This window comes from Picosynechococcus sp. PCC 73109 (assembly GCF_001521855.1).
GTDB lineage: Bacteria > Cyanobacteriota > Cyanobacteriia > Cyanobacteriales > MRBY01 > MRBY01.
This window is the reverse complement of the sequence record NZ_CP013998.1, coordinates 487,775-511,335: the sequence shown is the minus strand read 5'-3', so window position 1 is coordinate 511,335 and position 23,561 is coordinate 487,775. Positions and strand designations below refer to the sequence as shown.

The 23,561-nt window shown below is 51.6% G+C and carries 17 protein-coding genes and 2 tRNA genes; 6 read left to right on the top strand and 13 right to left on the bottom strand.

The features are described from left to right. The first annotated feature begins 104 nt into the window (after positions 1-104). Positions 105-1,871, top strand: a complete 1,767-nt coding sequence (recN, locus tag AWQ23_RS02405) for a DNA repair protein RecN (RefSeq protein WP_062432155.1) — start codon at positions 105-107, stop codon at positions 1,869-1,871. On the opposite strand, the gene glmM is transcribed toward recN, so the two are convergent. Then, on the bottom strand, positions 1,868-3,274 hold the full coding sequence (glmM, locus tag AWQ23_RS02400) for a phosphoglucosamine mutase (RefSeq protein ID WP_232308991.1): 1,407 nt from the start codon (positions 3,272-3,274) through the stop codon (positions 1,868-1,870). The two genes, recN and glmM, sit on opposite strands and share 4 nt — an antisense overlap. A 185-nt stretch (positions 3,275-3,459) precedes the next feature. After that, entirely contained in the window at positions 3,460-4,062 is a 603-nt protein-coding gene (locus tag AWQ23_RS02395; protein ID WP_062432149.1) for a Uma2 family endonuclease, read from the bottom strand. Positions 4,063-4,310: 248 nt separating this feature from the next. Between AWQ23_RS02395 and AWQ23_RS02390 the strand changes: the two genes are divergently transcribed. Then, positions 4,311-5,702: an NAD-dependent malic enzyme gene (locus tag AWQ23_RS02390; RefSeq protein ID WP_062432146.1), complete on the top strand. Its 1,392-nt coding sequence runs from the start codon at positions 4,311-4,313 to the stop codon at positions 5,700-5,702. 47 nt (positions 5,703-5,749) lie between these two features. Here the strand turns inward: AWQ23_RS02390 and pheT are convergent, their stop codons facing one another. Next, positions 5,750-8,179 carry a phenylalanine--tRNA ligase subunit beta gene (pheT, locus tag AWQ23_RS02385; protein ID WP_062432143.1) on the bottom strand — a complete coding sequence of 810 codons (2,430 nt, stop codon included), beginning with the start codon at positions 8,177-8,179 and terminating at the stop codon, positions 5,750-5,752. A 365-nt stretch (positions 8,180-8,544) separates the two neighbouring features. Here pheT and AWQ23_RS02380 point away from each other — a divergent pair, with 365 nt between their 5' ends. Next, a complete protein-coding gene (locus AWQ23_RS02380) occupies positions 8,545-10,221 on the top strand; it encodes a serine/threonine-protein kinase (protein ID WP_062432140.1) in 1,677 nt (558 codons plus the stop codon). An 11-nt stretch (positions 10,222-10,232) separates the two neighbouring features. Here the strand turns inward: AWQ23_RS02380 and AWQ23_RS02375 are convergent, their stop codons facing one another. After that, entirely contained in the window at positions 10,233-11,957 is a 1,725-nt protein-coding gene (locus tag AWQ23_RS02375; protein ID WP_062432137.1) for a peptide ABC transporter substrate-binding protein, read from the bottom strand. Between the two features lie 45 nt (positions 11,958-12,002). After that, a complete protein-coding gene (locus tag AWQ23_RS02370; RefSeq protein WP_012306076.1) occupies positions 12,003-12,797 on the bottom strand; it encodes a fumarylacetoacetate hydrolase family protein in 795 nt (264 codons plus the stop codon). Between the two features lie 247 nt (positions 12,798-13,044). On the opposite strand from AWQ23_RS02370, the gene rpsF reads away from it, so the two are divergent. Beyond that, positions 13,045-13,392 carry a 30S ribosomal protein S6 gene (gene rpsF / locus AWQ23_RS02365; protein WP_012306075.1) on the top strand — a complete coding sequence of 116 codons (348 nt, stop codon included), beginning with the start codon at positions 13,045-13,047 and terminating at the stop codon, positions 13,390-13,392. Between the two features lie 158 nt (positions 13,393-13,550). Here the strand turns inward: rpsF and AWQ23_RS02360 are convergent, their stop codons facing one another. Next, entirely contained in the window at positions 13,551-14,945 is a 1,395-nt protein-coding gene (locus AWQ23_RS02360; protein WP_062432134.1) for a sensor histidine kinase KdpD, read from the bottom strand. A gap of 166 nt (positions 14,946-15,111) precedes the next feature. Between AWQ23_RS02360 and AWQ23_RS02355 the strand changes: the two genes are divergently transcribed. Continuing rightward, positions 15,112-15,363: a hypothetical protein gene (locus AWQ23_RS02355; protein ID WP_030007062.1), complete on the top strand. Its 252-nt coding sequence runs from the start codon at positions 15,112-15,114 to the stop codon at positions 15,361-15,363. 11 nt (positions 15,364-15,374) lie between these two features. On the opposite strand, the gene AWQ23_RS16135 is transcribed toward AWQ23_RS02355, so the two are convergent. From AWQ23_RS16135 to AWQ23_RS02325, 7 genes are all read right to left on the bottom strand, one after another. Further along, positions 15,375-15,518, bottom strand: a complete 144-nt coding sequence (locus AWQ23_RS16135; RefSeq protein ID WP_198158683.1) for a hypothetical protein — start codon at positions 15,516-15,518, stop codon at positions 15,375-15,377. 170 nt (positions 15,519-15,688) lie between these two features. Further along, positions 15,689-15,760: transfer RNA gene (locus AWQ23_RS02350), tRNA-Thr, on the bottom strand. A 4-nt stretch (positions 15,761-15,764) separates the two neighbouring features. Continuing rightward, positions 15,765-15,849, bottom strand: a tRNA-Tyr gene (locus AWQ23_RS02345). Between the two features lie 95 nt (positions 15,850-15,944). Further along, on the bottom strand, positions 15,945-16,970 hold the full coding sequence (locus AWQ23_RS02340) for a hemolysin family protein (protein WP_315862029.1): 1,026 nt from the start codon (positions 16,968-16,970) through the stop codon (positions 15,945-15,947). Positions 16,971-17,098: 128 nt separating this feature from the next. Then, positions 17,099-17,236: a hypothetical protein gene (locus AWQ23_RS16130; RefSeq protein ID WP_012306071.1), complete on the bottom strand. Its 138-nt coding sequence runs from the start codon at positions 17,234-17,236 to the stop codon at positions 17,099-17,101. Between the two features lie 102 nt (positions 17,237-17,338). Then, positions 17,339-18,412: a Gfo/Idh/MocA family protein gene (locus AWQ23_RS02330; RefSeq protein ID WP_012306070.1), complete on the bottom strand. Its 1,074-nt coding sequence runs from the start codon at positions 18,410-18,412 to the stop codon at positions 17,339-17,341. A 268-nt stretch (positions 18,413-18,680) separates the two neighbouring features. Next, positions 18,681-21,260 (bottom strand): M1 family metallopeptidase, encoded by a 2,580-nt coding sequence (locus AWQ23_RS02325; protein ID WP_062432130.1) that lies wholly within the window; start codon positions 21,258-21,260, stop codon positions 18,681-18,683. Positions 21,261-21,438: 178 nt separating this feature from the next. Between AWQ23_RS02325 and AWQ23_RS02320 the strand changes: the two genes are divergently transcribed. Continuing rightward, entirely contained in the window at positions 21,439-23,508 is a 2,070-nt protein-coding gene (locus tag AWQ23_RS02320) for a M3 family metallopeptidase (RefSeq protein WP_062432128.1), read from the top strand. Positions 23,509-23,561: the final 53 nt, after the last annotated feature.

Genomic DNA, 23,561 nt, shown 5'->3' with positions numbered 1-23,561 from the left:
CTACTGCCATTTTAGTGAAAATTGCCAGGGCCAGAATCTGCCACTGCCGCCCCAAAACTCCGGCATAATAGACAGCGAACGACTTTTCTTTTCCCCAACCATTTATGCTGTGTTGCCTCCGCATTGAAAATTTTGCGTTGATCGATCATCTAGAACTCGATTTACAGGCTGGGTTGATGGTTTTGACCGGGGAAACGGGGGCCGGAAAGTCAATTATTCTGGATGCCCTCGATCTTGCCCTTGGCGGAAAAGCGACGGCGCGGTTAATTCGGGCGAAAAATGATCAAGGAGATGCCACGGGGGAACGGGCGTTTATTGAAGCAACCTTTACCCTCACCCCCAGCATCAAACAATGGTTACAGAGCCAAGACATTGATCTGCTAGAAGATGAAACGGTGGTTTGTAGTCGGGAGTTGAGTCTGACCCGCACTGGTTTGCGATCGCGCAGTCGCGTTAACGGGATCATTCTTAATCAGGGTTTGATGGCGGAACTCCGGGCGCAACTACTAGAAATTACCGCCCAGGGTCAAACGGTTGAACTCCTGATTCCTGAACGGCAGCGGATTCTCCTCGATAGCTACGGTGGCTCCCAGGTACAACAGCAACGGCAGCTTGTGACTACCGCCTATCAAACTTATCTCAAAGCAAAGCAATTACTCGAAAGTCGGCGTACTTCGGAGCAAGAACGGCTACAACGGCTAGATTTACTACAATATCAACTCCAGGAGCTATGTGATGCCCATTTAGAGGATCCTGAGGAGCTAGAAGTATTGCAACAGGAAGGCGATCGCCTTTCCCATGTGGTGGAATTGCAACAGCTCAGTTACCAGGCACACCAGATTTTGTACCAAAATGACGATCCCGAAACCCCGGCGGTGGCGGATCTTTTGGGGGAGGCTGAGAACCTGCTCAAAGAAATGGTGGACTATGATACCCAGTTAAATGGCATTCTCGACATGGTGCGCAATGCCCTTACAGAGGTAGTAGAAGCAGGCCACCAAATCAGCACCTACAACAACAATCTTGAAGCCGATCCAGAACAATTGGCTGACATTGAGGCCCGAATGCGGGTACTAAAGCAAATTTGCCGTAAGTATGGCCCGACCCTCAGCGAGGCGATCGCCTACCGGGACAAACTTCAGGGGGAGCTAGATGTCCTCACCGCTGCGGATCAGTCCCTTGAAGCCCTAGAGCAAGACTGTGGAATTAAATATCAAGACTTAGCAATCCATTGCCAAAAATTAAGCCAATTACGCCAAAAAGCAGCCCAAAAATTAGAGAAGCAACTGATTAAAGAACTGAAACCCCTGGCGATGGCAAAGGTGAGTTTTGAATGTCGCCTTAGTCCCATCTCGCCTACTGCCGCCGGAGCCGATCAGGTGACGTTTTATTTCAGCCCGAACCCTGGAGAGGTGGCTCAACCCCTCGCCGAGATTGCTTCTGGTGGGGAAATGAGTCGCTTTCTCCTCGCCCTCAAAGCCTGTTTTACCCAGCAGCAGACGACGCCAAAAACGTTGGTGTTTGATGAAATTGACGCCGGGGTTTCTGGGAAAGTGGCCCAGGCGATCGCCACCAAGCTCCACCACCTCAGCCAGTATCATCAAGTTCTCTGTGTCACCCACCAACCCCTCATTGCCGCCATGGCTGATGGACATTTTCGCGTGACAAAACAAGTGCAATCCCAGGCAAAAAATCAAAAAGGCGATCGCACCCTTGTCGCCGTAGAATCCCTACAGCACCATCAGAAACGCCGGGACGAATTAGCCCAGTTGACGGGGGGGCATGCCGCCGAGGAAGCGATTTCCTTCGCCGAATCCCTCTTAGTCCAGGCCCAAACCCTCAAGGCGGGCAGCAAAATGACCCAAGCCTAGCCCAAATGGGTTTGCACCACATTGACCAAGTGTTGCGTCCAATATTCCGCGAGATACTGTTCCTCGGCCTCGACCATCACCCGAATGACAGGTTCCGTCCCCGAAGCTCGCACCAACACCCGTCCCTTATCGCCCATGGCCGCTTCGGCTTTAGCAATTTCCGTTTGAAGCATGTCGCAGTTCTGCCAATTTAAACGGCGATCGCGATCTTCGACCCGCACATTTTTCAGAAACTGGGGATAGGTTTGGAAACTTTGATCAATTAACTTATTGAGGGGAACCCCTGCCTCCCGGACGAGGGCCGCTAAATGCAATGCCGTTTGGATCCCGTCCCCGGAAACGCTGTGGTGATGGCAAAGAATATGACCCGATTGTTCGCCACCGAGCATCGCCCCCGTCTGCCACATGGCCGCTTGGACATACTGATCGCCAACGGCAGTCCGATGAAGTTGTCCTCCCAGTTTTTCCCAGGCTCGCTCAAAGCCCAGATTTGCCATTACGGTACCGACAATTAAATTGTTCGGCAGTTGGCCCGCTGCCTGGAGTTGTTTCCCCCAAAGGTAGAGGATGTAATCCCCATCAACGATCCGGCCTGTGTTATCCACGGCAATCACCCGGTCGGCATCCCCATCAAAGGCAAAACCGAGATCCGCGTTGTGGAACTGCACCGCCCCTTGGAGTTGGTCGATGTGGGTAGAACCGCAGTTGACGTTAATTTTGTTGCCGTCTGGTTGGTGGTGCAGGGCAATCACTTCTGCACCGAGGGCTTGGAAAAGTTCGGGAGCCAAATGCACAGAAGCGCCCCAGGCCAAATCGAGCACAATTTTGAGGCCGTCGAGGGATAAGCCTTGGGGAAGTGTCGCAAAAACTGCATTCCGGTATTGCTGGGTCAGTTCCTTTTGGTGTTGGTAGGAACCACAGTTATTGGTTTGCGACAGAATATTTTCTAGGCGATCGCCGCGCAGACCCGCTTCAATCTTGGCACTGAGATCCTTGAGGAGTTTCGTCCCAGCGTCACTAAAAAACTTAATGCCATTATCTTCGGGGGGGTTGTGGCTGGCGGAAATCATGATTCCCCCAATGGCGTCCGTGGTGCGGGCCAGATAGGAAACACAGGGCGTTGGACAAAGGCCCACATGCCACACTTCTAATCCAGAGGCGGTCAAACCAGCGGCGATCGCCATCGCTAACATATCACTGGAGTTGCGAGAATCTTGCCCAATGATCACAGGGGCGCGTCGTGCCGCTGTTTCCTGGAGCACTTGTCCAGCCCAGTAGCCAACTTGGAGCGCAAAGGGAGCCGTCAGCAGATCCCCCGCTTTACCCCGAATCCCGTCAGTCCCAAATAATGAACCTGCGGGTAAATCACACCGTAGGGCTTGGGGCGGATAGCTCGCCAACATACGACTCAGGGGATGTCCTTCCTCTGGCATGATCATCATGGGTTTTGCTCCTCACAACATACAGACACAACGATATCAGTGATTGATTTGTCCTGACCACTATGGGGCCGCTTTTATCAGGGATTGGTATCAATGGTGTCTGGTTTAAAAACCTGGGGTGAGGCTTGGGTGGCGATCGCCTTTATTTATTTCTCATCGGGGAATTCCGGCTCAACTTCCGGCAAATCGACAGTGGCATAGATATCTACTAGGGGAATTTCTAGGTCTAGGGATTGCAGTTTAAGCGTTGCCTCTTGGCCCTGGTAACTTTCTAGAATCCAGAGCTTTCCTTCGCTACGTCGAAAGCAGTCTACTGAGTAATGGGTTGTGCTCACTAAAATGTATTCCTGCAAGCTGGGAATCGTGCGGTAAAACTTAAACTTATCACCCCGGTCAAAGCCTTCCGTCGATTCGGAGAGGATTTCAATGATTAACTGTGGATGATCCATCGCGTAGGCGGTTAAGTCATTGATTTCTGGATCGCAGCTGACGAGCAAATCAGGATAAAAAAAGCGCCGTCCTTCCTGAACGCGTACTTTCATATCACTGCTATAGGGTTGGCAACCAGAACCCCGGAGTTTAAGGCTGAGGGAAACTAACAGATTAGTGTTGATTTTGTTATGGACATTGCTAGCGCCGGCCATCGCATAGATTTCTCCATCGATATACTCATGCTTAATGTCGCTATGTTTTTCAAATTCTAAATATTCTTCGGGACTGAGGTACTGATCTGAGGTGAGGGCAACCATGATGTTTTCAACAATTGGGTGACATTCCCTTCCATTTTGCCAAGAATTTACGGGGTGGCATCCCCAAAGGCAATGATTCGCGATTTGATCCAGGTCAGCTCCGGGCAGGATAAAGTGTCTTTCCCTGAAATCTTCCCCAGCCATTTCGTAAGCCGGAATACTTTAGGAAAAGGGAAAAGTAGGGTTAAATGAGATGGGAATTTTTCCTCTCTTCGTTTTTTCAATAAGCAAAATTTAACGCAAATTCTATGGTTGCCCTCACCCCCAATCCCAGCTACAGTGTCACGATCCAGCTACGCATTCCCAACCGGGCGGGCACTTTGGCCAATGTGACCCAGGCGATCGCCAACGTGGGAGGCAGCCTCGGTAATATTGAGTTGGTAGAACGGGATCTGAAGTTTTTAATTCGCAATATCACCGTAGATGCATCCAGCGAAAAACACGCTGGGGATATTGTTGATGCTGTCAAAGCGGTGCCGGAGATTGAAATCCTTAAGGTTTTAGACCGGACTTTTGCGATTCACCAGGGGGGGAAAATTACCGTCGAAAGTCGCATTCCCCTGACGGTACAGTCGGATTTAGCGATGGCCTATACGCCGGGGGTGGGTCGCGTTTGTCAGGCGATCGCCGAAAAGCCAGAACAGGTCTATGATTTGACCGTGAAAAGCAATATGGTGGCGATCGTCACCGACGGCAGTGCTGTTTTGGGGTTAGGCAATTTGGGGCCGGAAGCCGCAATGCCTGTGATGGAAGGGAAAGCGATGCTCTTTAAGGAATTTGCTGGGGTGAATGCGTTTCCCATTTGCCTGGCGACCCAGGATGTCGATGAAATTGTCCGTACCGTGAAATATCTCGCCCCGGTGTTTGGCGGTGTGAATTTAGAAGATATTGCGGCGCCCCGCTGTTTTGAGATTGAGCAACGGCTGAAGGCAGAAACCGATATTCCCATCTTCCACGACGATCAGCACGGCACAGCGATTGTTTCCCTTGCCGCCCTATTTAATGCTCTGAAATTAGTCAAAAAAGACCTACAAAGCGTCAAAATCGTGATCAATGGGGCCGGGGCTGCGGGGGTGGCGATCGCCAAATTACTCCGGCAAGCAGGGGCAACGGATATTTGGATGTGTGATTCCAAAGGCATTATTTCCAGCCAGCGGGATAATCTCACCCCCGAAAAGCAAGCCTTTGCCGTGGCCGCCTCTGGTACCCTCGCCGAGGCGATGCAGGATGCAGATATTTTTCTTGGGGTGAGTGCGCCCGGTGTGGTGACCCCCGCAATGGTGACATCCATGGCAAAAGACCCAATCGTCTTTGCGATGGCCAACCCGATCCCCGAAATTCAGCCGGAACTGATCATGGATAAAGTGGCGGTGGTGGCCACTGGCCGGAGTGATTACCCGAACCAAATCAATAATGTCCTCGCGTTTCCGGGGGTCTTCCGGGGAGCTCTCGATTGTCGCGCCTCCAGCATTACCACCAATATGTGCCTCCAAGCGGCCCAGGCGATCGCCTCTTTGGTTAGCCCGGCCCAGTTGGATCGAGAGCATATTATTCCCTCGGTTTTCGATCAACGGGTCGCCGCCGCCGTTTCCGCCGCCGTCGGTCAAGCCGCCCGCCAAGATGGTGTTGCCCGCCGCTAGAACACCTTGATTCTCCCCTTGAGGGGAGATGCCGCGAGGCAGAGGGGTTAGCTTCTCAAGGTCACGGCAAACTGTTTGACCAGCGCATCCCGCACCTTTTGGTGGACTGGATCAATCTCCTCGTCCGTTAGGGTTTTATCCGCAGCTCGATACTGCAAACTGAAAGCCAAACTGCGCTGGCCTTCAGGGGCGTGCTCACCGCGATATTCATCAAATAACTCCACCCCAGCCAACAGTTTTTTTGCTGTTTTCTGCATGGCCTGCTCCAGGTCGGCTACAGACGTTTCGAGGGGGGCAAAGAACGCTAGGTCGCGGGTGACTGCGGGGTAAGTAGAAAAGGCCTTAAAAATGGGCACCTGTTGGGATGGACGACTCAGTACCGTTTGCAGCAGATCAAGTTTCAGCTCAAAAACATACACCGCATCGATCAAATCTTTTTCCTGCCGCAATTGGGGATGAAGTTGCCCGAAAATCCCCAGTTGACGCCCCTGAAGCCAGAGAGACGCTGTCCGGCCGGGATGTAATTTTTCGTTGCTAGTATCTGCCCGATAGCTCACCTCTAAGCCCAGTTGCCGGAAGGCGGCATCAAGAAATCCCTTCGCTTCATACCAAGACATCGGTTGACCTTTGCTACCAACAGCCCAACTGCCATCGGGATTGAGATTGCCCCCTAGAATTCCAGCCAGATAATCGGCTTCGGCATAGTTTTCGTTGTCATCTAGCCAAAAAACGCGACCCAGTTCAAAGGCATTGAGGGCACCATTGCCTTGGGATTGGTTGTAGGCAAAGGCATCAATTAACCCTGTGAGCAGCTCCTTTCGTAGGGCAGAATATTCCACAAACAGGGGGTTACTGAGTTTGATGTCAGCAAGTTCTGGCTTCACCAAGGAGTAATGCACCACTTCGGTCAGGCCAATCGCCCGGAAGCTGCCCCGCAATTGACGATTTACTTTTTCGGCTGGAGACAAAAAACCAGCAGCAGATTGACTCGGCAGGGTATCGCAGAAATTGTCATAGCCATAGAGACGGGCGACTTCTTCGATGAGGTCAATTTCGCGCTCTAAATCGCGATAACGGTAGGGGGGCACAGCCACTTCCCAGACCCCTTCTCCTGTGGATTCGAGGGTACAGCCGAGATCCGCCAAAATGCGTTCCACATCGGCGAGGGGCACGTCAAAAATTTTGCCGTCCTTGTGGACATGGCCGAGGACTTCGTGGAGCCGTTGTAAGCGCAGCGGGATTTTGGGGCGGGCGTTGGGATCGGGTCGGGTATCCGTGAGACCACGCTGAACTACAGTGCCTCCGGTGAGTTCTTGGAGGAGGGCGATCGCCCGTTGGGCCGCCCGGTCTAATTCCACTTGGTTGACACCCCGTTCATAGCGAGTCGAAGATTCACTGCGCAAACCAACGGCACGGGAAGACCGTCGGATAGTGACCGGTTCAAATAGGGCTGCTTCTAAAACAATATTCTGGGTGCCACTATGTACTTCGGTACTTTCACCCCCCATTACCCCAGCTAAAGCGACAGGGACATCATTGGCGGTAATGACCAAATTTTTTTCAGCTAGCTTGCGCTCTTGACCATCAAGGGTCGTTAACATTTCCCTGGCTTTGGCAAACCGCACCCCAAGGGCAACGGTTTCAGAGCCTGCCACCTGGGCAAGGCGCTCCCGGTCAAAGGCATGGAGGGGCTGTCCCCATTCGAGGAGCACATAGTTGGTGATATCAACAACATTATTAATCGGGCGAGTGCCAGCCGCTTGGAGCCGGAATTTTAACCAATCAGGAGAAGGCGCTGTCGTCACACCTTCGATCACCGTACCGAGATAGGCGGGACAGGCGACAGGATCGGCCACGGTGATGGTCAACGTTTCTGGGGTGGTATCCATGGCCGGAATTTCTGGGAGTTTGACATCTACCCCCGTGAGGGCCGCCACTTCCCGCGCGACGCCGACCATACTGAGGGCATCGGCTCGGTTAGCGGTGGCGGTTAAATCCAATACCACATCATCTAAACCGAGGAGGGGGCGCACATCCCTCCCCGGCTTTAGGTCTGGTTGTTCAAAAATGTGAATGCCTTCGGAGTCTTTTTCTAAGCCCAATTCGGAGAGGGAGCAAATCATCCCGGAGGATTTTACACCCCGGAGTTTGGTGGGTTTTAGTTTGAGGTCAATGGTGGGTAAGTAGGTGCCTAGGGTAGCGACGGGGACAAAGATATCGGCCCGGACATTTTTCGCCCCACAGACAATGGTTGAAAGTTCGTCTGCACCAATATCGACTTGACAGACGCTCAGTTTGTCGGCGTCGGGATGGGGTTCGCGGCTCACAACTTTACCAACAACGACACCATCGGCCAGGCGGCGGCGATCCTCGATTTCTTCTACTTCAAACCCAGCAATGGTTAGGGTTTTGGCTAATTCTTCTGGCGATAGGGTGATCTCAACAAACTCTTTTAACCAATTCAGGGAAATCCGCATTGACTTTTTGGGGCATTACACTAGTTTCAAGGAGTTTATTTTAAACGTTTCCCTCCCCTTACCGGGGAAAATATTGGGGGCGATCGCCATAGATGATATCTCATAGATCCTGACAGAAAGACCCAAGCCCTGAGCCGAAACGCGCCCTTTTAGGGAACGCTAAGAACACGCCTAGCAAACCCCCAGACACCATCCCAGTACGTTAAGGTGGTGGGATATGATGGAGCTTGAGGTGAACACACCATCACAGGTCATCCCCGTTGGTGCGTCAGATCACAACGCCATGCTTGCTCACGGTAACAAAATAGGCGACCAAAACTCTTTCCTTGCAGAGGCGATCGCCTCTCCCATTAAGGTGACTCTGGATGAGCTACTGTATCAATCCCAAATGTTCCAACCCCAAAAATCCCCTCAAGGCGCGAGTCTGCGGAACCTGTGGCAGTAGCCTAATCCTGCGCCAACGCTATAAACCCCTCAAAAGCCTAGGCCATGGTGGTTTTGGTGCCACCTTTCTCGCGGTAGATTTGAACCTCCCCGGCAAACCATCCTGTGTGATCAAGCAACTGCGTCTTGCGAGCAACGTGCCGCACCTGTTCCAGATGGCCCGCGAACTTTTTGAACGGGAGGCGGAGACCCTCGGTCGCATCGGCAATCATCCCCAGGTGCCTCGCCTCCTGGATTACTTTGAAGACGACAATCATTTTTACCTGGTTCAGGAATATGTCAAAGGCAATAACCTGCAGCAGGAAGTGAAAAAAAATGGGCCATTTAGCGAAGCCGGAGCACGGCAATTTCTCAGCGAAGTTTTACCTGTCATCCAATACATTCACTCCCAACAGGTAATCCACCGGGATATCAAGCCCGCCAACCTGATTCGCCGTGACCAAGATAAAAAATTAGTTTTGATTGATTTTGGTGCGGTAAAAAATCAAATTAACGTCGAGGCGATCGCCTCGACATCAGAACAAACAGCCCTCACCTCCTTCGCCGTTGGTACCCCAGGCTATGCCCCCCCAGAGCAAATGGCCATGCGTCCCGTCTATGCCAGTGACATCTATGCGGTGGGGATCACTTGTCTTTATTTGCTCACCGGGAAACCCCCCAAAGAACTCGACTACGACTCCAAAACGGGAGAGCTGCTGTGGGAGTCCCACGTCAATATCAGCAACAGCCTCGCGAGTGTTCTCCACAAAATGCTGGAGAGTTCAGTCAAGCACCGCTATCAATCCGCCCAGGATGTGCTTGATGCCCTCGAAATGGAACCCTATATGGAAAGCCTGGCCCAGGGCATGGCAGATTTGAGTGGCGCAGAATCCTTTACGGGAACCACTGGGGGCCAAGTTTCTCCCACTGCCTCAAGCGATGACGATGGGGAACTGACGGGCGGCCCTTCCACCCTGGCTAATTCTCAGTTAGCAATGGCCATCCGAGCAAGACGCGATCGCCAAAAGAAACCCTATGGTGCCCCTTCCCAGACAGACACCTATCACCCCTCTGCCTCTGCCCAACGCATTAATCGATTGACCGCAGGACGCAACAAACCCCGTTCTACCATGGGCAAAACCATGCGGATCGAGCCGAACAAAGCTAATCGGGCAAATCCGATGGAAACTAAGTTGACCGCCCAGGATATGTTGAGTGCCTATGGCCAAGGTCGCCGAAACTTTGCTCAACTACAACTATTAGGTCTCAGCCTGCCGCGCATGAATTTATCGGGTTGTATTTTCCACCAATCCCAAATGATTCAAGCCAATTTCCAGGGGGCAAATCTCAGTCGTGCTGATTTTGGCAAAGCTAACTTACACCAAGCGAATCTCCGGGACGCAAATCTAGAACAGGCTTACCTGAGCTATACCAACCTCAGCCAAGCCGATCTGCGGGGAGCTAACCTAGAACAGGCCTATTTAAACTACGCTCTGCTGGACGGGGCAAATCTCTGTGGCGCGAATTTGCGCAACGCCAAAATTACAGACCAGCAACTCAAAACCGCTAAAACGAACTGGGCTACCATCATGCCGAATGGTCGGCGGGGTCTATTTTAGGGCGGTCATTCCTAGGCTTCCTTGCGCCAGGCGGCAATATTCCAAGTATTCATATCCCAGGGCGTGAGGCTAACCCCCGTAAGGCGATCGCCAATCCCGGCGGTTTCTGCCCGGTGAATGAGGGGAATGACCGCAACCTCTTGAATCAGCAAATCATTGAGGCGAATCAACGAGGCTTGCCGCTCTTCTGGATCGAGGGCTTGGGTGGTTGCGGCCCAGAGTTCGTCATAATCGGGGTTGCAATAACGGGCATAGTTATCCCCCGTCCAGTTGTTGGCCTGGGTCGGAATTTCAGTGCAGGTGTAACGTTTGAAATAGGGCAAGGGATCAGGATTGGTATTACCCGTCGTAAACATCTGCAAATCTGCCGTAAAGCGTTCTGTGGTGTCCACATTGGCCGGATCGCCGGAAAAGTAAATGCTGGCGTCAATGCTTTTTAGCTCAACGGCCATCCCAATTTCGGCCAAATTTTGCTTAATAATCGCTTGGGTTTTCTGGCGGAGTGGATTCACGGAGGTCTGGAACAGCAACCGCATCTCCACGCCGTCTTGATCACGGGTTCCATCGCCGTTGGTATCGACCCAGCCCGCTTGGTCGAGGAGTGCCTTGGCCTGTTCTGGGTTGAAGCGATAGCTGGTATTGGGAGAGACGAACTCAGGGGGATTTACCACAAAATTACTGGTGGGTTTGCCCGTGACACCATACAGTTCCTGGGCAATGGTCTCGCGATCAATGGCCGTGGCGATCGCCTCCCGCACGCGCCGATCCGTCAAGAAAGGATGGGGAAAAGCCAAACTCGACCGTTCACCACTGGGAGTTTCTTGGTTGGGGTCAGTGAAGTTGAGGACTAGCCGTTCACTCAAAGACCCAAAGTTCGCTAAAACTTGCCCCTGCCCCCCTGCACTCAGTTCCGTCAAAACCTTGGTTTCTACCTGGAGATTGTAGGCAAAATCTGCCTCCCCTGTTTGGAGGACAGCCCGCGCCGCTGCGGTGGCATCCCCACCCCCTTTTAGCTCTAGTCGCTCAAAACCTAACTGCTCGACATCTCGGTAATGGGGGTTCTTTTCGTAAACCACCACATCCCCCGGCTTAAATTCCACCACCCGGTATGGCCCTGTGCCCACCGGTAACAGATTTGCTGGCGCAGTTCTGGCCTGTTCTCCTTGGTAATCGACAAATTTGTGACGGGGTAAAATCATCCCCTCAGCCCCGACAAAAACCCCAAACCAGGCAGGGGTCACATCTTTAAAAGTAACCTTTACCGTTGTTTCGTCGATGGCTTCTACGGTTTCCACCCCCTGAAAAACCCCCGCATTAGTCGCCCCCGCCGCCGGGTTTGTAATGAATTCATAGGTAAAAACCACATCCGCCGCCGTGAACGGCTCCCCATCAGACCAACGCAAATCCGGTTTGAGTTTCCAAGTTACGGAGCGTCCATCGTCACTGAGACCCCCATTTTCGAGGCTGGGAATTTCTGCGGCTAATATAGGTACCAACTCGCTATCGGGATCAAACGTTGCCAAGGGTTCGAGGGTAATCCGGCTGGCTTCCCAGTCCTTAAAACCCGTAGAAAGATGGGGATTTAAAATGGTCGGCCCTTGCCAGTACAGTAAGCGGAGCAACGTCGGTTCGCTGGGATTTGGGGGCGTAATGTTATTGGCGGTACCACAACCCACAAGGAGGAAACAGGCGGCAGCAGCACAGGTACGGGTCAAAAAACGTTTGGCGATGGGCATGGTAACGGGTAGTCAACAACAAGCAATGGAGGACGGGGACGGGTCTTAGGGGGCAATGATGGGATTTTCAAGCTCGCCGATCCCTTCGATGGTGATCAACAGGCGATCGCCAATGCGGACAGGGTGAACTCCGGCGGGAGTCCCCGTCAAAATCACATCACCGGGCAACAGGGTCATAATTTCGGAGATGTAACTCACCAATTTGGCCACGGAAAAAACCATATCCTGCACCGAGGCGGCCTGGGCTGGGTCTGATTGTTCAGGGAGTTCTTCCCCCAGGGGCGTCACATAGGTGCGCAATTTGGCATCGGGGCTAAGCTCGCGCACAATCCAAGGGCCGAGGGGACAGAACGTATCAAATCCCTTTGCCCGCGTCCACTGGGCATCTTGCCGTTGGAGATCCCGCGCCGTCACATCATTGGCGATGGTATAGCCCCAAATTTTTCGGTGGGCCTCTTCTTCAGAGCAATGGCGGGTGCGATCGCCAATCACAAGGGCCAATTCCCCCTCAAACTCCAACTGTTGACATTGGGCCGGATACACAATGCCCTGTTGGTGGGCCACAATCGCACTGGGAGGTTTCAAAAATAAGACTGGTTCCGACGGAATCGGCTGCTGGAGTTCCGCCGCATGGGCGGCATAATTATGACCCACCGCAACAATTTTTGACGGGGCGCAGGGGGCCAATAATTGGTACTCATCCGGCGCGAGACTTTCCCCCGTCGGTTGTCCCCCCAACCAAGCTGGTGCATCGATCACCTGCACTTCACGGTTGAGCTTTAGCAGTCCGTATAATACTTGCCCTTGGGGAGTTTGAACCCGAACATATCGTTGCGCCATAAATGAATTTTGATCAACTAAACACAGAACAAAGCTCCACCTCCAGGTGGCGATCGCCAATCGATGACAGACCCTCAGACCCAAGTCATGATCCGTTTTTCATCAGTTTCAGATCCAGCCAACACTCCCTAAAAGGGGGCAAGGTGTAGTAGAATTTTATATCCTTGCTTCTCGAATCGTAAAAGAAATCCGAAATTTCCACACATCGAGCGGCCTTATTGTCCAGAAGGATTTATATCAAACAGTAATGAGCAACAACTACGAAATGATGTACATCCTGCGCCCCGACCTCAGCGAAGAGCAGGTGCAGGAAGTCTCCAGCAAATACAAGACCATGCTCCAAGACTCTGGGGCAAGCGACCTTCAAGTTCAAGTACGGGGCAAGCGCCACCTCGCCTATCCGATCCAGAACTTCAACGATGGAATCTACATCCAAGTAAACTACAAAGCCGATGGCAGCCAAATCAAAGCCGTCGAGCGGGATATGCGCTTAGGGGAAATGGTTATTCGCTATCTCACCATGAAGCTGGATGCAGAACCCATTGCCCTCGAGGCCGACGCACCTCCCTCTGAGCCAGCGGCTCCTGGTGCCTAAACCTCCAGCACCCGATAAAAACTAAATCGAAAATTAACAGAGATGGGCTCCTCTAGTGTGGCCCATCTTTTTTTGCATCAATGGTGAAATTCAGCGTTTGGTTAGCAGAGACATTCCCAAGGGGAATTTATGGGTGCTTTACCATGCCCTTACAAGACCTAGAGGGGCACAGCGAAGCTATTGCCGAGGGGTAAGAAAATAGCAAAGACTTCTTCCCCGGAAGCCCGGCGTCGAATTGCCAGTTTGCCGCCTAACTGTTGAAAGAGATTTTTCGTCACATCTAAATTCAGGCTCAAGCTGCCCGTTTCTGGTTGGAAAATGAGTAACTGACCAATCGCCTTTTCAAGGCATTTTTGACCTAGGCCGTGGGACTGGACTTCTAACTTCAGTTGGTTGCCGGCGGTGCTGACTTGGATTTGTACCTCTGCTCCCGTCGGTAGGCGTCGCGTGAGGGTCTCGATTAACCCGGACAGCATTTGGTCTAGCATCGCTGGATCACTTACCACCTGGGGCAGGTATGGGGGCAAGGCGACCTCTAGGTTGACATTGCGCCGTTGGGCCTGTTTTTGCCAACGGGGTGTTCCCTCCTGGAAAATTTGTTCTAAGGAAATGGGCACCAGTTGCAGGGTTTGCTTCGGGTGATGGGATGGAGTTTCCAATTCGGCCGCCCGAAAAATAAGTTCCATGCGCCGGATTTGTTCGTTGCACTCTTGCTCAATGGTTTCAATGCGTTTGACAATATCCTGAGTCAGTTGGGTTTTCTTTTTTAACAACAACTTTGTCATGGTACGGATCGTTGTTAGAGGAGTGCGAATTTCATGGGTGAGGGCCTGCAATAGCTCTAATTCCGGTTGAGCTTGGGCAGTTGGTTCAGGGGTTTGGTGGGGTTCTGGAGATGGTAGGGAATCAGCCTGGGGTAAATTAACCGTCAGCGATCGCACCATTAACTGGCTAAACCGGGAGACAAGCCGGTAGTCCGGAACAACCTCAGCAAAGCGGGGCCAAAGTTGGGCGAGGGTTTGGAACTGGAATGGTTGCGTTAGGGCCATGCGCCACTGCAAAATTTGCCAAATGGCGGCGATCGCCTCTGGGTCAAACGAAAAGAGCAATCCCTGGGGAGACAGGGCCATCGCAAAATTGAACTTCGCCGTCAAAATCAAACAAAATTGTTCCTGGGCCAACGGATCATTGGGCAGAATTGGAAACTCAACGATTTGATTATTGTGGTGCCGAATGCTTTGATTCAAACCGGCCCCCGGCAATTGCAAATGACTCAGGGCAATGTCCTGGAGATTTTTCGGCGTTAAAACGTAATGATGGTGGTGGCGGGTGATTTGGGGCGCATCAAAGACCGGGCTAGGGCTCGATAAAATAACACCACGGGTTTCGCCCCCGGAGCGCAGGAGTAAATCCGTCAAGGCGGCGATCGCCGCGCGCCACTGCCCAGTTTGTCCAGAAGAAGAAGAAGACGAAAAAATCGGGTTAAAGTCCTGGAGAATGCCGGCCACCGTTTGCTGAATGTTGAGTTCTTCTAGTTTCTTTAAATCCACCACAGTATTGCTCTCTTCTGACCCTAGGTTATATTGATACTAAAAGGATTTTTTCCAAAATAGAAGCAGTACAACCGAACATCACCGAGTGGGGTTTTACCTGCTATTTCTTTTCCCTCAGCCATCAACTTCAGATTGGTTCTCCGGCTGCCATAGATTCTTGTAAGCCATGAATTTCTATAACCTTTACCGCTGGATTCTCCTCGGCATCACCCTCTACAACGTTGGGAATGTCCTGCTAACGGCCCTGGAGTATCGGCAATATTACGAAAAACTGCCCCTAAAATTGCGCCATTATTTACAACAAAAAACAGCCCGCATTCTTGGAGAAAAGATGAATACCTATAAAAAAGAATTGTGGGTAAATTTTGGTTTATTATTGCTGCTAATTAGTTTAAATGGCATTTCCTTTATGATTTGAGCTGCAACCGATTAATAATCACTATCGGCGACACAGATCCCCTTACATTTGATGCCATTGGTCGCAGTGCGCTTGCAGTGAAGACACAGCACCTTTTCTGATGTTGTTGTGGTTCCCTGGGCGGGTGCTGGCTGGGTCTTTTTTTTCTCAGTCATAGATGCTTAGGATAATTCAGTTTTACAAAGGCAATGGGTAAACCCAGCGCGCCTCCATTAATCCTAAAGAAAAACAAAAGATTGCGGCAACGGCAGATATCTGCAGAAATAATAATTCAAGCGAATATTCAGACGCCTTTTATACTGGTTAACAATTAACTGTTTTAAGAAGCCCATAACGAGATTTGAACTCGTGACCTCTCCCTTACCAAGGGAGTGCTCTACCCCTGAGCCATATGGGCAATGTGGTGGGCCGAGCTGGATTCGAACCAGCGTAGACATAGTCAGCGGATTTACAGTCCGCCCCCATTAACCACTCGGGCACCGACCCACGTTTTTTGTTTTCACAGTTATCAATCCTAGCATAAAAATAAAATATTGCAAGGCGATCGCCAATTTTTTTCTGACAGATCCCTAATTCAATTTTTATCGATCAGAAAACCGCCCTGGCAAACCCGGCTCACGGGGAGCATAATCGCTCTCATCATAAATTTCTCCCACCAGCTCTTCGAGTAAGTCCTCTAGGGTGACAAGACCCACCGTGCCCCCATACTCATCAACGACAATGGCGATGTGGAGGCGTTGTTGAAGCATTTCTTTGAGCAAATCGGCTACCCGCTTCGTTTCAGGGATATAAACGGGCGTATCCATCACGGAACGGACAATGGCTGGAGTCTGGGTCTGGGGAGATTCTGGAGAATGGAGACCCTTGAGGGCTTGCTTGAGGTTAACGATGCCGATGATGTGGTCTTTGGATTGTTCCTGGACAGGAATGCGAGTGTAGCCCGTTTCGAGGCAGAGGTTGACCAACTCCTGGAGGGTGGCATCGTGGGCGATGGTTTGCATATCTATGCGTGGCTTAACCACATCTTTGACCATCATTTCATCGAGGAGGAGAGCATTCCCTAAAATGCGGCGGCGTTGCAGATCAAGCTTGCCTTTCCCTCCCAGGATTTCGATCATCAGTTGCAGTTCGGTGAGGGTTTCGCTGGTGGGAGAATTTTTATTCTGGCGGCCTTCAAAGATCTTGATCGTTTTTTCGGTGATGGTTTCAAAGATATAAATGATCCCCAAGGACGACAGAATACGCGACAGCCAATAGATGGGCGGCACAACGAAGGTAAAGGCCGAGCGCACGTTGAGGATGGCGAGGGACTTGGGGGTAATCTCTGCAAAAATGAGGACGACAATGGTGACGACAGCCGTCGCAATCCCGATCCCGGCGTTCCCTAACCAAATCGCGAAGAGGTTACTGGTGAGAATCGCTGAGAAATTATTAACGAGATTGTTCCCCAGCAGCAGGGTCGTGATAAATCGCGTCCGATTTTTGAGGACGATCCGGAAGATGCCCTGGGGATCGCCTTGGCGCTTAATCAGTCCTTCGAGTTTGAGGTTATCAAAGGCGGTAATGGCGGTCTCGGAGCCAGAGAAAAAGGCAGAAAGGCCAATCATGACCACCAAAACAGCGAGATCAAGCCAGACTTCCCCCAACAGGGGACTTGGTTTGCTAGATTCAGCGGCGGCGATCGCAAACAGGAAATTCAAAGTGTGTCGTAGGAGCTAGAGGTGACTGGATTAGTTTAGAACGAATAGGCGGTTGTGAGACCCCAGATCACCAGGGCGGCGATCGCCCCTAAAACTAAAACAGCAGAAACGGCGACGACGATGGGTTTATCTGCGCCGTCAAATTTCATGATGCCACGATTGAGATCAGACATAGTCAGTGCAGCGGCTCCTTACCCGCTAAAGTCAAAGGATGATTGTTTATCTATTAAGGGTAGCGAAAACTGTGTCCCTTCACGCATCGAAAACGCAAAATATCAAGAAACGGAGAGAGGCGTGACGATGGTCTTCGGCTTATTGAGGTGTTGGTAATGGCGATCAGCCTCTTTCCAAACCTTGCCATCCAAGGCGCTTTGTTCGATCAAACTCGCAAGGCGGAGGGCCTTTAACGCCTGTTCTCCCCCAACGGAAGGCTGTTCGCCCCCCCGGACACATTGAACGAAATGTTCGAGTTCGGCATGGAGCGGTTCGATATTACTGGTGTAAACCTGCTCGATCAAACCATCCTGACGGTAAAGAACTTGGCCATAGTCGGTGGTGTAATTGGCGGTGGTTTGGCGGTGAATTTCGATCTCGTTGTTGAGAAAATCGGCTTCGGTGAGGGAATTCTGGCAGTGGGCGGCGATCGTGCGGATTTTGCGGTGGGTGACTTTGCTTGCCGTGAGGGTGGCCACAATGCCATTGGCGAAATTTAAGGTGGCCGTTACGTAATCTAAGTGGTTAGAATCGTCTTTTTTTGAACCCGTGGCTGTCAGTTGAACCACCGGAGAAGCTGCCATTTCTAGGAGGAGGTCAATGTCATGGATCATTAAATCCAAGACGACGGAAACATCGTTTGCCCGTTGGGAATAGGGACTCATGCGATGGGCTTCGATCGCCAAGAGCTTTTCGGTTTTGAGCACTTTACTCAGTTCTTGGAAGGCGGGATTAAACCGTTCGATGTGGCCAACTTGGAGGATCACGTTATGTTCGGCGGCTGCATTGACGAGGGCTTCGGCTTCACTGATACTCGCCGCGATGGGTTTTTCAATCATCACGTGTTTGCCCGCTGCCATGCACTCTAGGCCCACTTGGTAATGGAGCTTGGTGGGGACAGCAATGCAAACCGCATCGACGAGGGGAAGCAGGGCGTGGTAGTCCTCAAAGTAACGGATGCGATATTTACTGGCGAGGTCTAAGCCGCGTTCAACGTTGAGATCCGCGACGCCAATGAGTTCAACATCTTTGAGGAGGCTAAGGACACGGGTGTGGTGTTGCCCCATGTTGCCTACGCCAATCACGCCGATTCTGAGATTCGTATTGGGGGATAGACTGGACTGTAGTTGGGCCATAAGATTTAGGAAACTCCTTGAACTCCTCCACCGCAGATGATGAGGGATGATGTTGCCTCGCCACCTTTTTGACTACCGATGGTAGCATGGATGTCCGGAGTCTAAAGAATTGATAAGTAGATTTTGTGGAATGGCAGAGGGCGATCGCCAATGGATCCGGCCTTGGGATAATTCTTAGGGCGATCGCCAAGTGGTTGACAAATTGCTGGGCTATTCAACTTATTTTTTTCGACGCAAAATCGCCCCGGAAAGTTCGCCCCAAATGCAGTTAAGGGTTGCCCTGGGCTTCGAGTTTAGCGAGGCGACTTTGCAGTTGTTTGTTGTCTTCCCGCAGTTTATCGAGGTCTTCGCGCAATCCTTGAATCGCTTTATCGGTGCTGAGTTTTTTCTGGAGGCTGCTCACGGTTTCCTCGGCCCGCTGGCGGACGCGCTTGTCGGGGGCTTGGTTGGCCAAGGTTTGGAGGAGCGTAACAGCTTTGGGATTTTCGATCTGGCCGAGGGCGCTCACAATGGCAACTTGGGTGAGGAAAAAGGTCTCCCTGGCGATCGCCTCTAAGCGATTGAGAATGACTGCTAATTTGTCGTTGGTTTGGCCACTGGCAACAGTGCCTAGAGCACGGATTGCGGCAAGGCGTAGCGGTTGTGGAATGCCCAGTTCGGTGTAGGGCAGGATCGCATCCACAGCTTCGGGGGAGGTTTTCATCGCCGCGAGTCCGCCAATTGCTCCGGCCCGGACAACTTCATTCCAACCTGCGCGGGTTTCGAGGATCTGGTTAAGCAAATCACGGGTGGCCTCGACTTTGTCTGTTAATCCTACAGAAACCATTGCGCCTAGGGTGCGGGCGGCGGCGGCTTCGGTATAGTAGCTGGCGTCTCCTGCCAAGAGAAAAGTTTTCATCGCCTCGTAGCTACTTTCGGTTTTGAACTTACCGAGGCTAGATAGGGTGGCTCGGCGCACACGGGGATGGGAATCTTTTAACCCTGCCATCAGGGCATCCTCGGCTTGATTGAGTTGGATCGTCCCAAGGGCTTTGGCAATCTCTACCCGTACACCCCAAAACGCTTCTGTTGTTAAAGCTGTTTGCAACGTATTGACCGCTTCGAGGTTCCCTTCCTTGGCGATCGCCTCGGCTGCTTGAACGCGGGAAATGGGATCGGGGTCATGGGTCAGTTGATTTTTTAGTTCTGCCATCGGGTAGGACAATTTCACCGTTTTTGTCCAATGGTTGCCCACATCGAAGCTGACAAAATCCGGTTTGCGGTCGAGGGGAATATAAAAGGTATGTTCCGCCTCGTTGAGCCTAAAGGTAAAGGTTTTTTGGCTGACTGTTTCCCCATCGAGATAGTTAAAAGCAACGGGAATTTTGAGATCAAACAGGGCTTTTTCGTCTTTTTGCCCCTGGGTCTGTTTCACGGTCAATTTAGCTAAACCATTTTCCCCGTCCCAACTGTAAGCCACCTCAAAATCCGGATGCCCACCCCGAAAAACATATTGATCAAACAAAGGCGCAAGGTTAAACCCAGTGGATTCCTCAATCGCCCGCAGTAGATCAACGGTTTCGACGGTTTGGTGGGCGTGTTTTTGGACAAACTTTTGAATTGCTTTTGAGAACAACTCATCGCCAAGCACCGTGCGGATCATGTGGTAGACGCAAGCGCCTTTTTCGTAGAGGTGGCGGTCATAGAGTTCAATGGGGGCGCGATAAACATGGGTGACGATGGGGCGACGGTAACGGCTGCTGTCTTCGTCGAGATAGTTCCGCATCTGTTCGAGGAGATAATAGGCAGCTTCCTCTTTGCCATATTCATGTTCCGTCCAGAGCACCTCGGCGTAGGTGGCCATCCCTTCTTTGATCCAGGCGTGGCTCCAATGTTTAATCACCACCAGATCGCCAAACCATTGGTGGGCTAACTCGTGCAAAACCAGGGTTTCCGTGCGCTGATCGTCGAGGCTCGCCCGTTCGTCGAGTAAACAGCGATCCGTTAAAAGGGTGGTAGATGTGTTTTCCATGCCGCCGAAGATAAAGTCATCGACGCACACTTGGGCATATTTCGGGAATGGGTATTGGTAGCCGTAGGTTTGACTGAGAAAATCCATCATCTGGGGCGTTTTGCCCATGCTGCGATCGCCATCGGCTTCGCGCCCTTTTTCGACGTAGTAGAGGACGGGGATACCTTGCCATTCGGTTTTTGTTTCAGCGAAATCGCCTACGGCCAAGGTGATCAGATATGACGGGTGAATTTCCTTTTGATACCAGTGATATTCCGTTTTTTCTCCTTGTTCCTCACTGCTGATCAATTCACCATTAGAGATAGCACGGTAGGGCTTTGGTACACGGATTTTTAGTTCGGAAGTGGCAAGCTGACCGGGATAGTCGAAACAGGGAAACCAAAAGCGGGAATCTTCATCTTCCCCCTGGGTCCACACCTGCACAGGCTTATCGGGATAATATTCATCTGGTTGGATAAAATAAATCCCCCGTTGGGGTTCCGTCAACCGGTAGGCGATCGCCAACTCAATTTTTTTCGTCGTCGTCGGTTGCAGTAAGCGGATATTCAGGGTTTCGCCATCATAATCAAAGGGCTGACTAACGCTGTCGATGCTTACTGATTCAATGGCCATGTCCACCGCATCAAGGGTCAGGGACATCACCCCAGAACGCACTGGCACCAGGGTAATCGTGCAAGTCCCAAAGAGCGATCGCCCCGTAATGTCGAGATCCAAATCCAAACAGATATGCTCCACCTGTCCCGGACGGTCGGGGTTGTAGTGGGGTTTTGCGCCGGGCAACTCAAAAGAACGGGTCGTTTCTGTATCCACAAACGCTTCAAAATTAATTCCAGACATTTTGCTCGACATATCCTCAGGCTCAAAAGGCGATCGCCGCCCATAAAATTCATTCGTTTCAAATCATAACAACCCCGTTGATGGGCCAGCCAACCATGCCCAGATATCCCCACTGCCTTCCCCAAAAACTTGCTGTCATAATGGGAAATAGCGTAAACATCAGAAAAATTAACCGCATATGACCCAGAATCCCCTCCTCATCGGCCATGGTCTGCCCCCCTTCGCCGAGATCAAAGCCGAGCACGTTGAACCCGCTGTCACCACTCTTCTGGCGGAACTAGAGCAACAGGTCAGCGATCTTGAGACGAACCTCAAACCCACCTGGACAGACTTTGTCGAACCCCTTACCCAGCTCGAAGAAAAGCTGATGTGGACTTGGGGGGTGATCGGTCATCTCATGAGTGTCAAAAATAGTACAGAACTGCGTGCCGCCTACGAAAAAATGCAACCCGCCGTGGTGCAGTTTATTAATCGCTGGAGCCAAAGTCGCCCCATCTACGAAGGTTACAAAGCGATCCGCGAAAGTGACCAATGGGACAAACTAGAACCCGCCCAGCAACGCATTATCGAAACCGCCCTCAAGGAAGCCGAACTCGCTGGGGTGAGCCTTGAAGGAGAAGCAAAAGAGAAATTCAACGCGATCCAATTAGAATTAGCGGATCTTTCAACGAAATTTTCAAATAATGTCCTCGATGCGACCAAGGCCTTTAAACTCAAACTGACCGATAAAGAAGATATCGCCGGTTTACCCGATAGCGCCCTGAGTCTCGCCGCCCAAACCGCCCGCAGTGAAGGGGAAGAAAACGCGACCCCAGAAAATGGCCCCTGGGTCATTACCCTTGATTACCCCAGCTATCTCCCCTTTTTGAAATATGCCGAAAACCGGGAACTGCGGGAAAAAGTCTACAAAGCAGCAGTCTCGAAGGCTTCCTCTGGGGAATTTGATAATCACCCCCACATTGATCGCATCCTTGAGTTGCGTAAACAAAAGGCCCAAATTTTAGGCTTTGAAAATTACGCTGAACTGAGTCTAGCCCGGAAAATGGCACCGAGTGTGGCCGCCGTTGAACAACTCATGGAAGAGTTGCGCCAAGTGAGTTTCGAGGCCGCTCAACAAGAATTGGCGACCCTAAAAACCTTTTCGGGACAGGCTGACTTGGCCCACTGGGATATGGCTTACTGGTCAGAGAAACAACGGGAAGAAAAGTTTGGCTTTACCGCCGAAGAATTGCGCCCTTATTTTTCCCTGGGGCGGGTCTTAGAGGGTTTGTTTGGCCTAGCGCAACGCTTGTTTTCCGTTGAAATTACCGCTGCTGATGGAGACGCGCCCGTATGGCATGAAGATGTGCGTTATTTCAAAATTAACGACGAGTCTGGGGCACAAATTGCCAGTTTTTACCTTGATCCCTACAGTCGTCCGGCAGAAAAACGCGGTGGGGCTTGGATGAATGATTGTGTCGGTCGCGCGAAGTTGGTGGTCAATGGTCACACCGTTACCCGTTTACCTGTGGCTTATCTGATTTGTAACCAAACGCCTCCCGTCGATGGCAAACCCAGTTTGATGACCTTTGGGGAAGTGGAAACCCTCTTCCATGAGTTTGGCCACGGGTTACAGCATATGTTGACCCATGTGGATTACCCCGGTGCGGCGGGCATTAATAATGTCGAATGGGATGCGGTGGAGTTGCCCAGTCAGTTTATGGAAAATTGGTGCTACCACCGGGAAACGCTATTCGGGATGGCGAAGCATTACGAAACGGGAGAAACGCTGCCAGAACACTATTACCAAAAGCTCCTGGCTGCCCGCACTTACATGAGTGGCTCGGCGATGCTGCGGCAGTTGCACTTTAGTTTGCTCGACATCGAACTGCACGCGAAATATGATCCGGCCAGTGGTGAGACCCCGGAACAGGTGCGCGATCGCCTTGCTGAAACCACCACCGTTATGAAACCATTGCCGGAAGATTCGTTCCTCTGTGCCTTTGGCCATATCTTTGCGGGGGGCTATGCAGCGGGCTATTACAGCTACAAGTGGGCGGAAGTGCTTAGTGCTGATGCGTTTGCGGCCTTTGAAGAAGCTGGCCTCGAAGATACGGTGGCGATCGCCGATGTGGGTAGACAATTCCGCGAAACGATCCTCGGTTTAGGCGGCAGTCTCCATCCCTTGGAAGTTTTCAAGAAATTCCGGGGTCGAGAACCGCAAACAGAACCTTTGCTTCGCCATAGTGGTCTATTGCAAACTGCTTAACTCCATTCTTTAAATGAGCATAAAAAAAAGCTTTTGGAATATTCCAAAGGCTT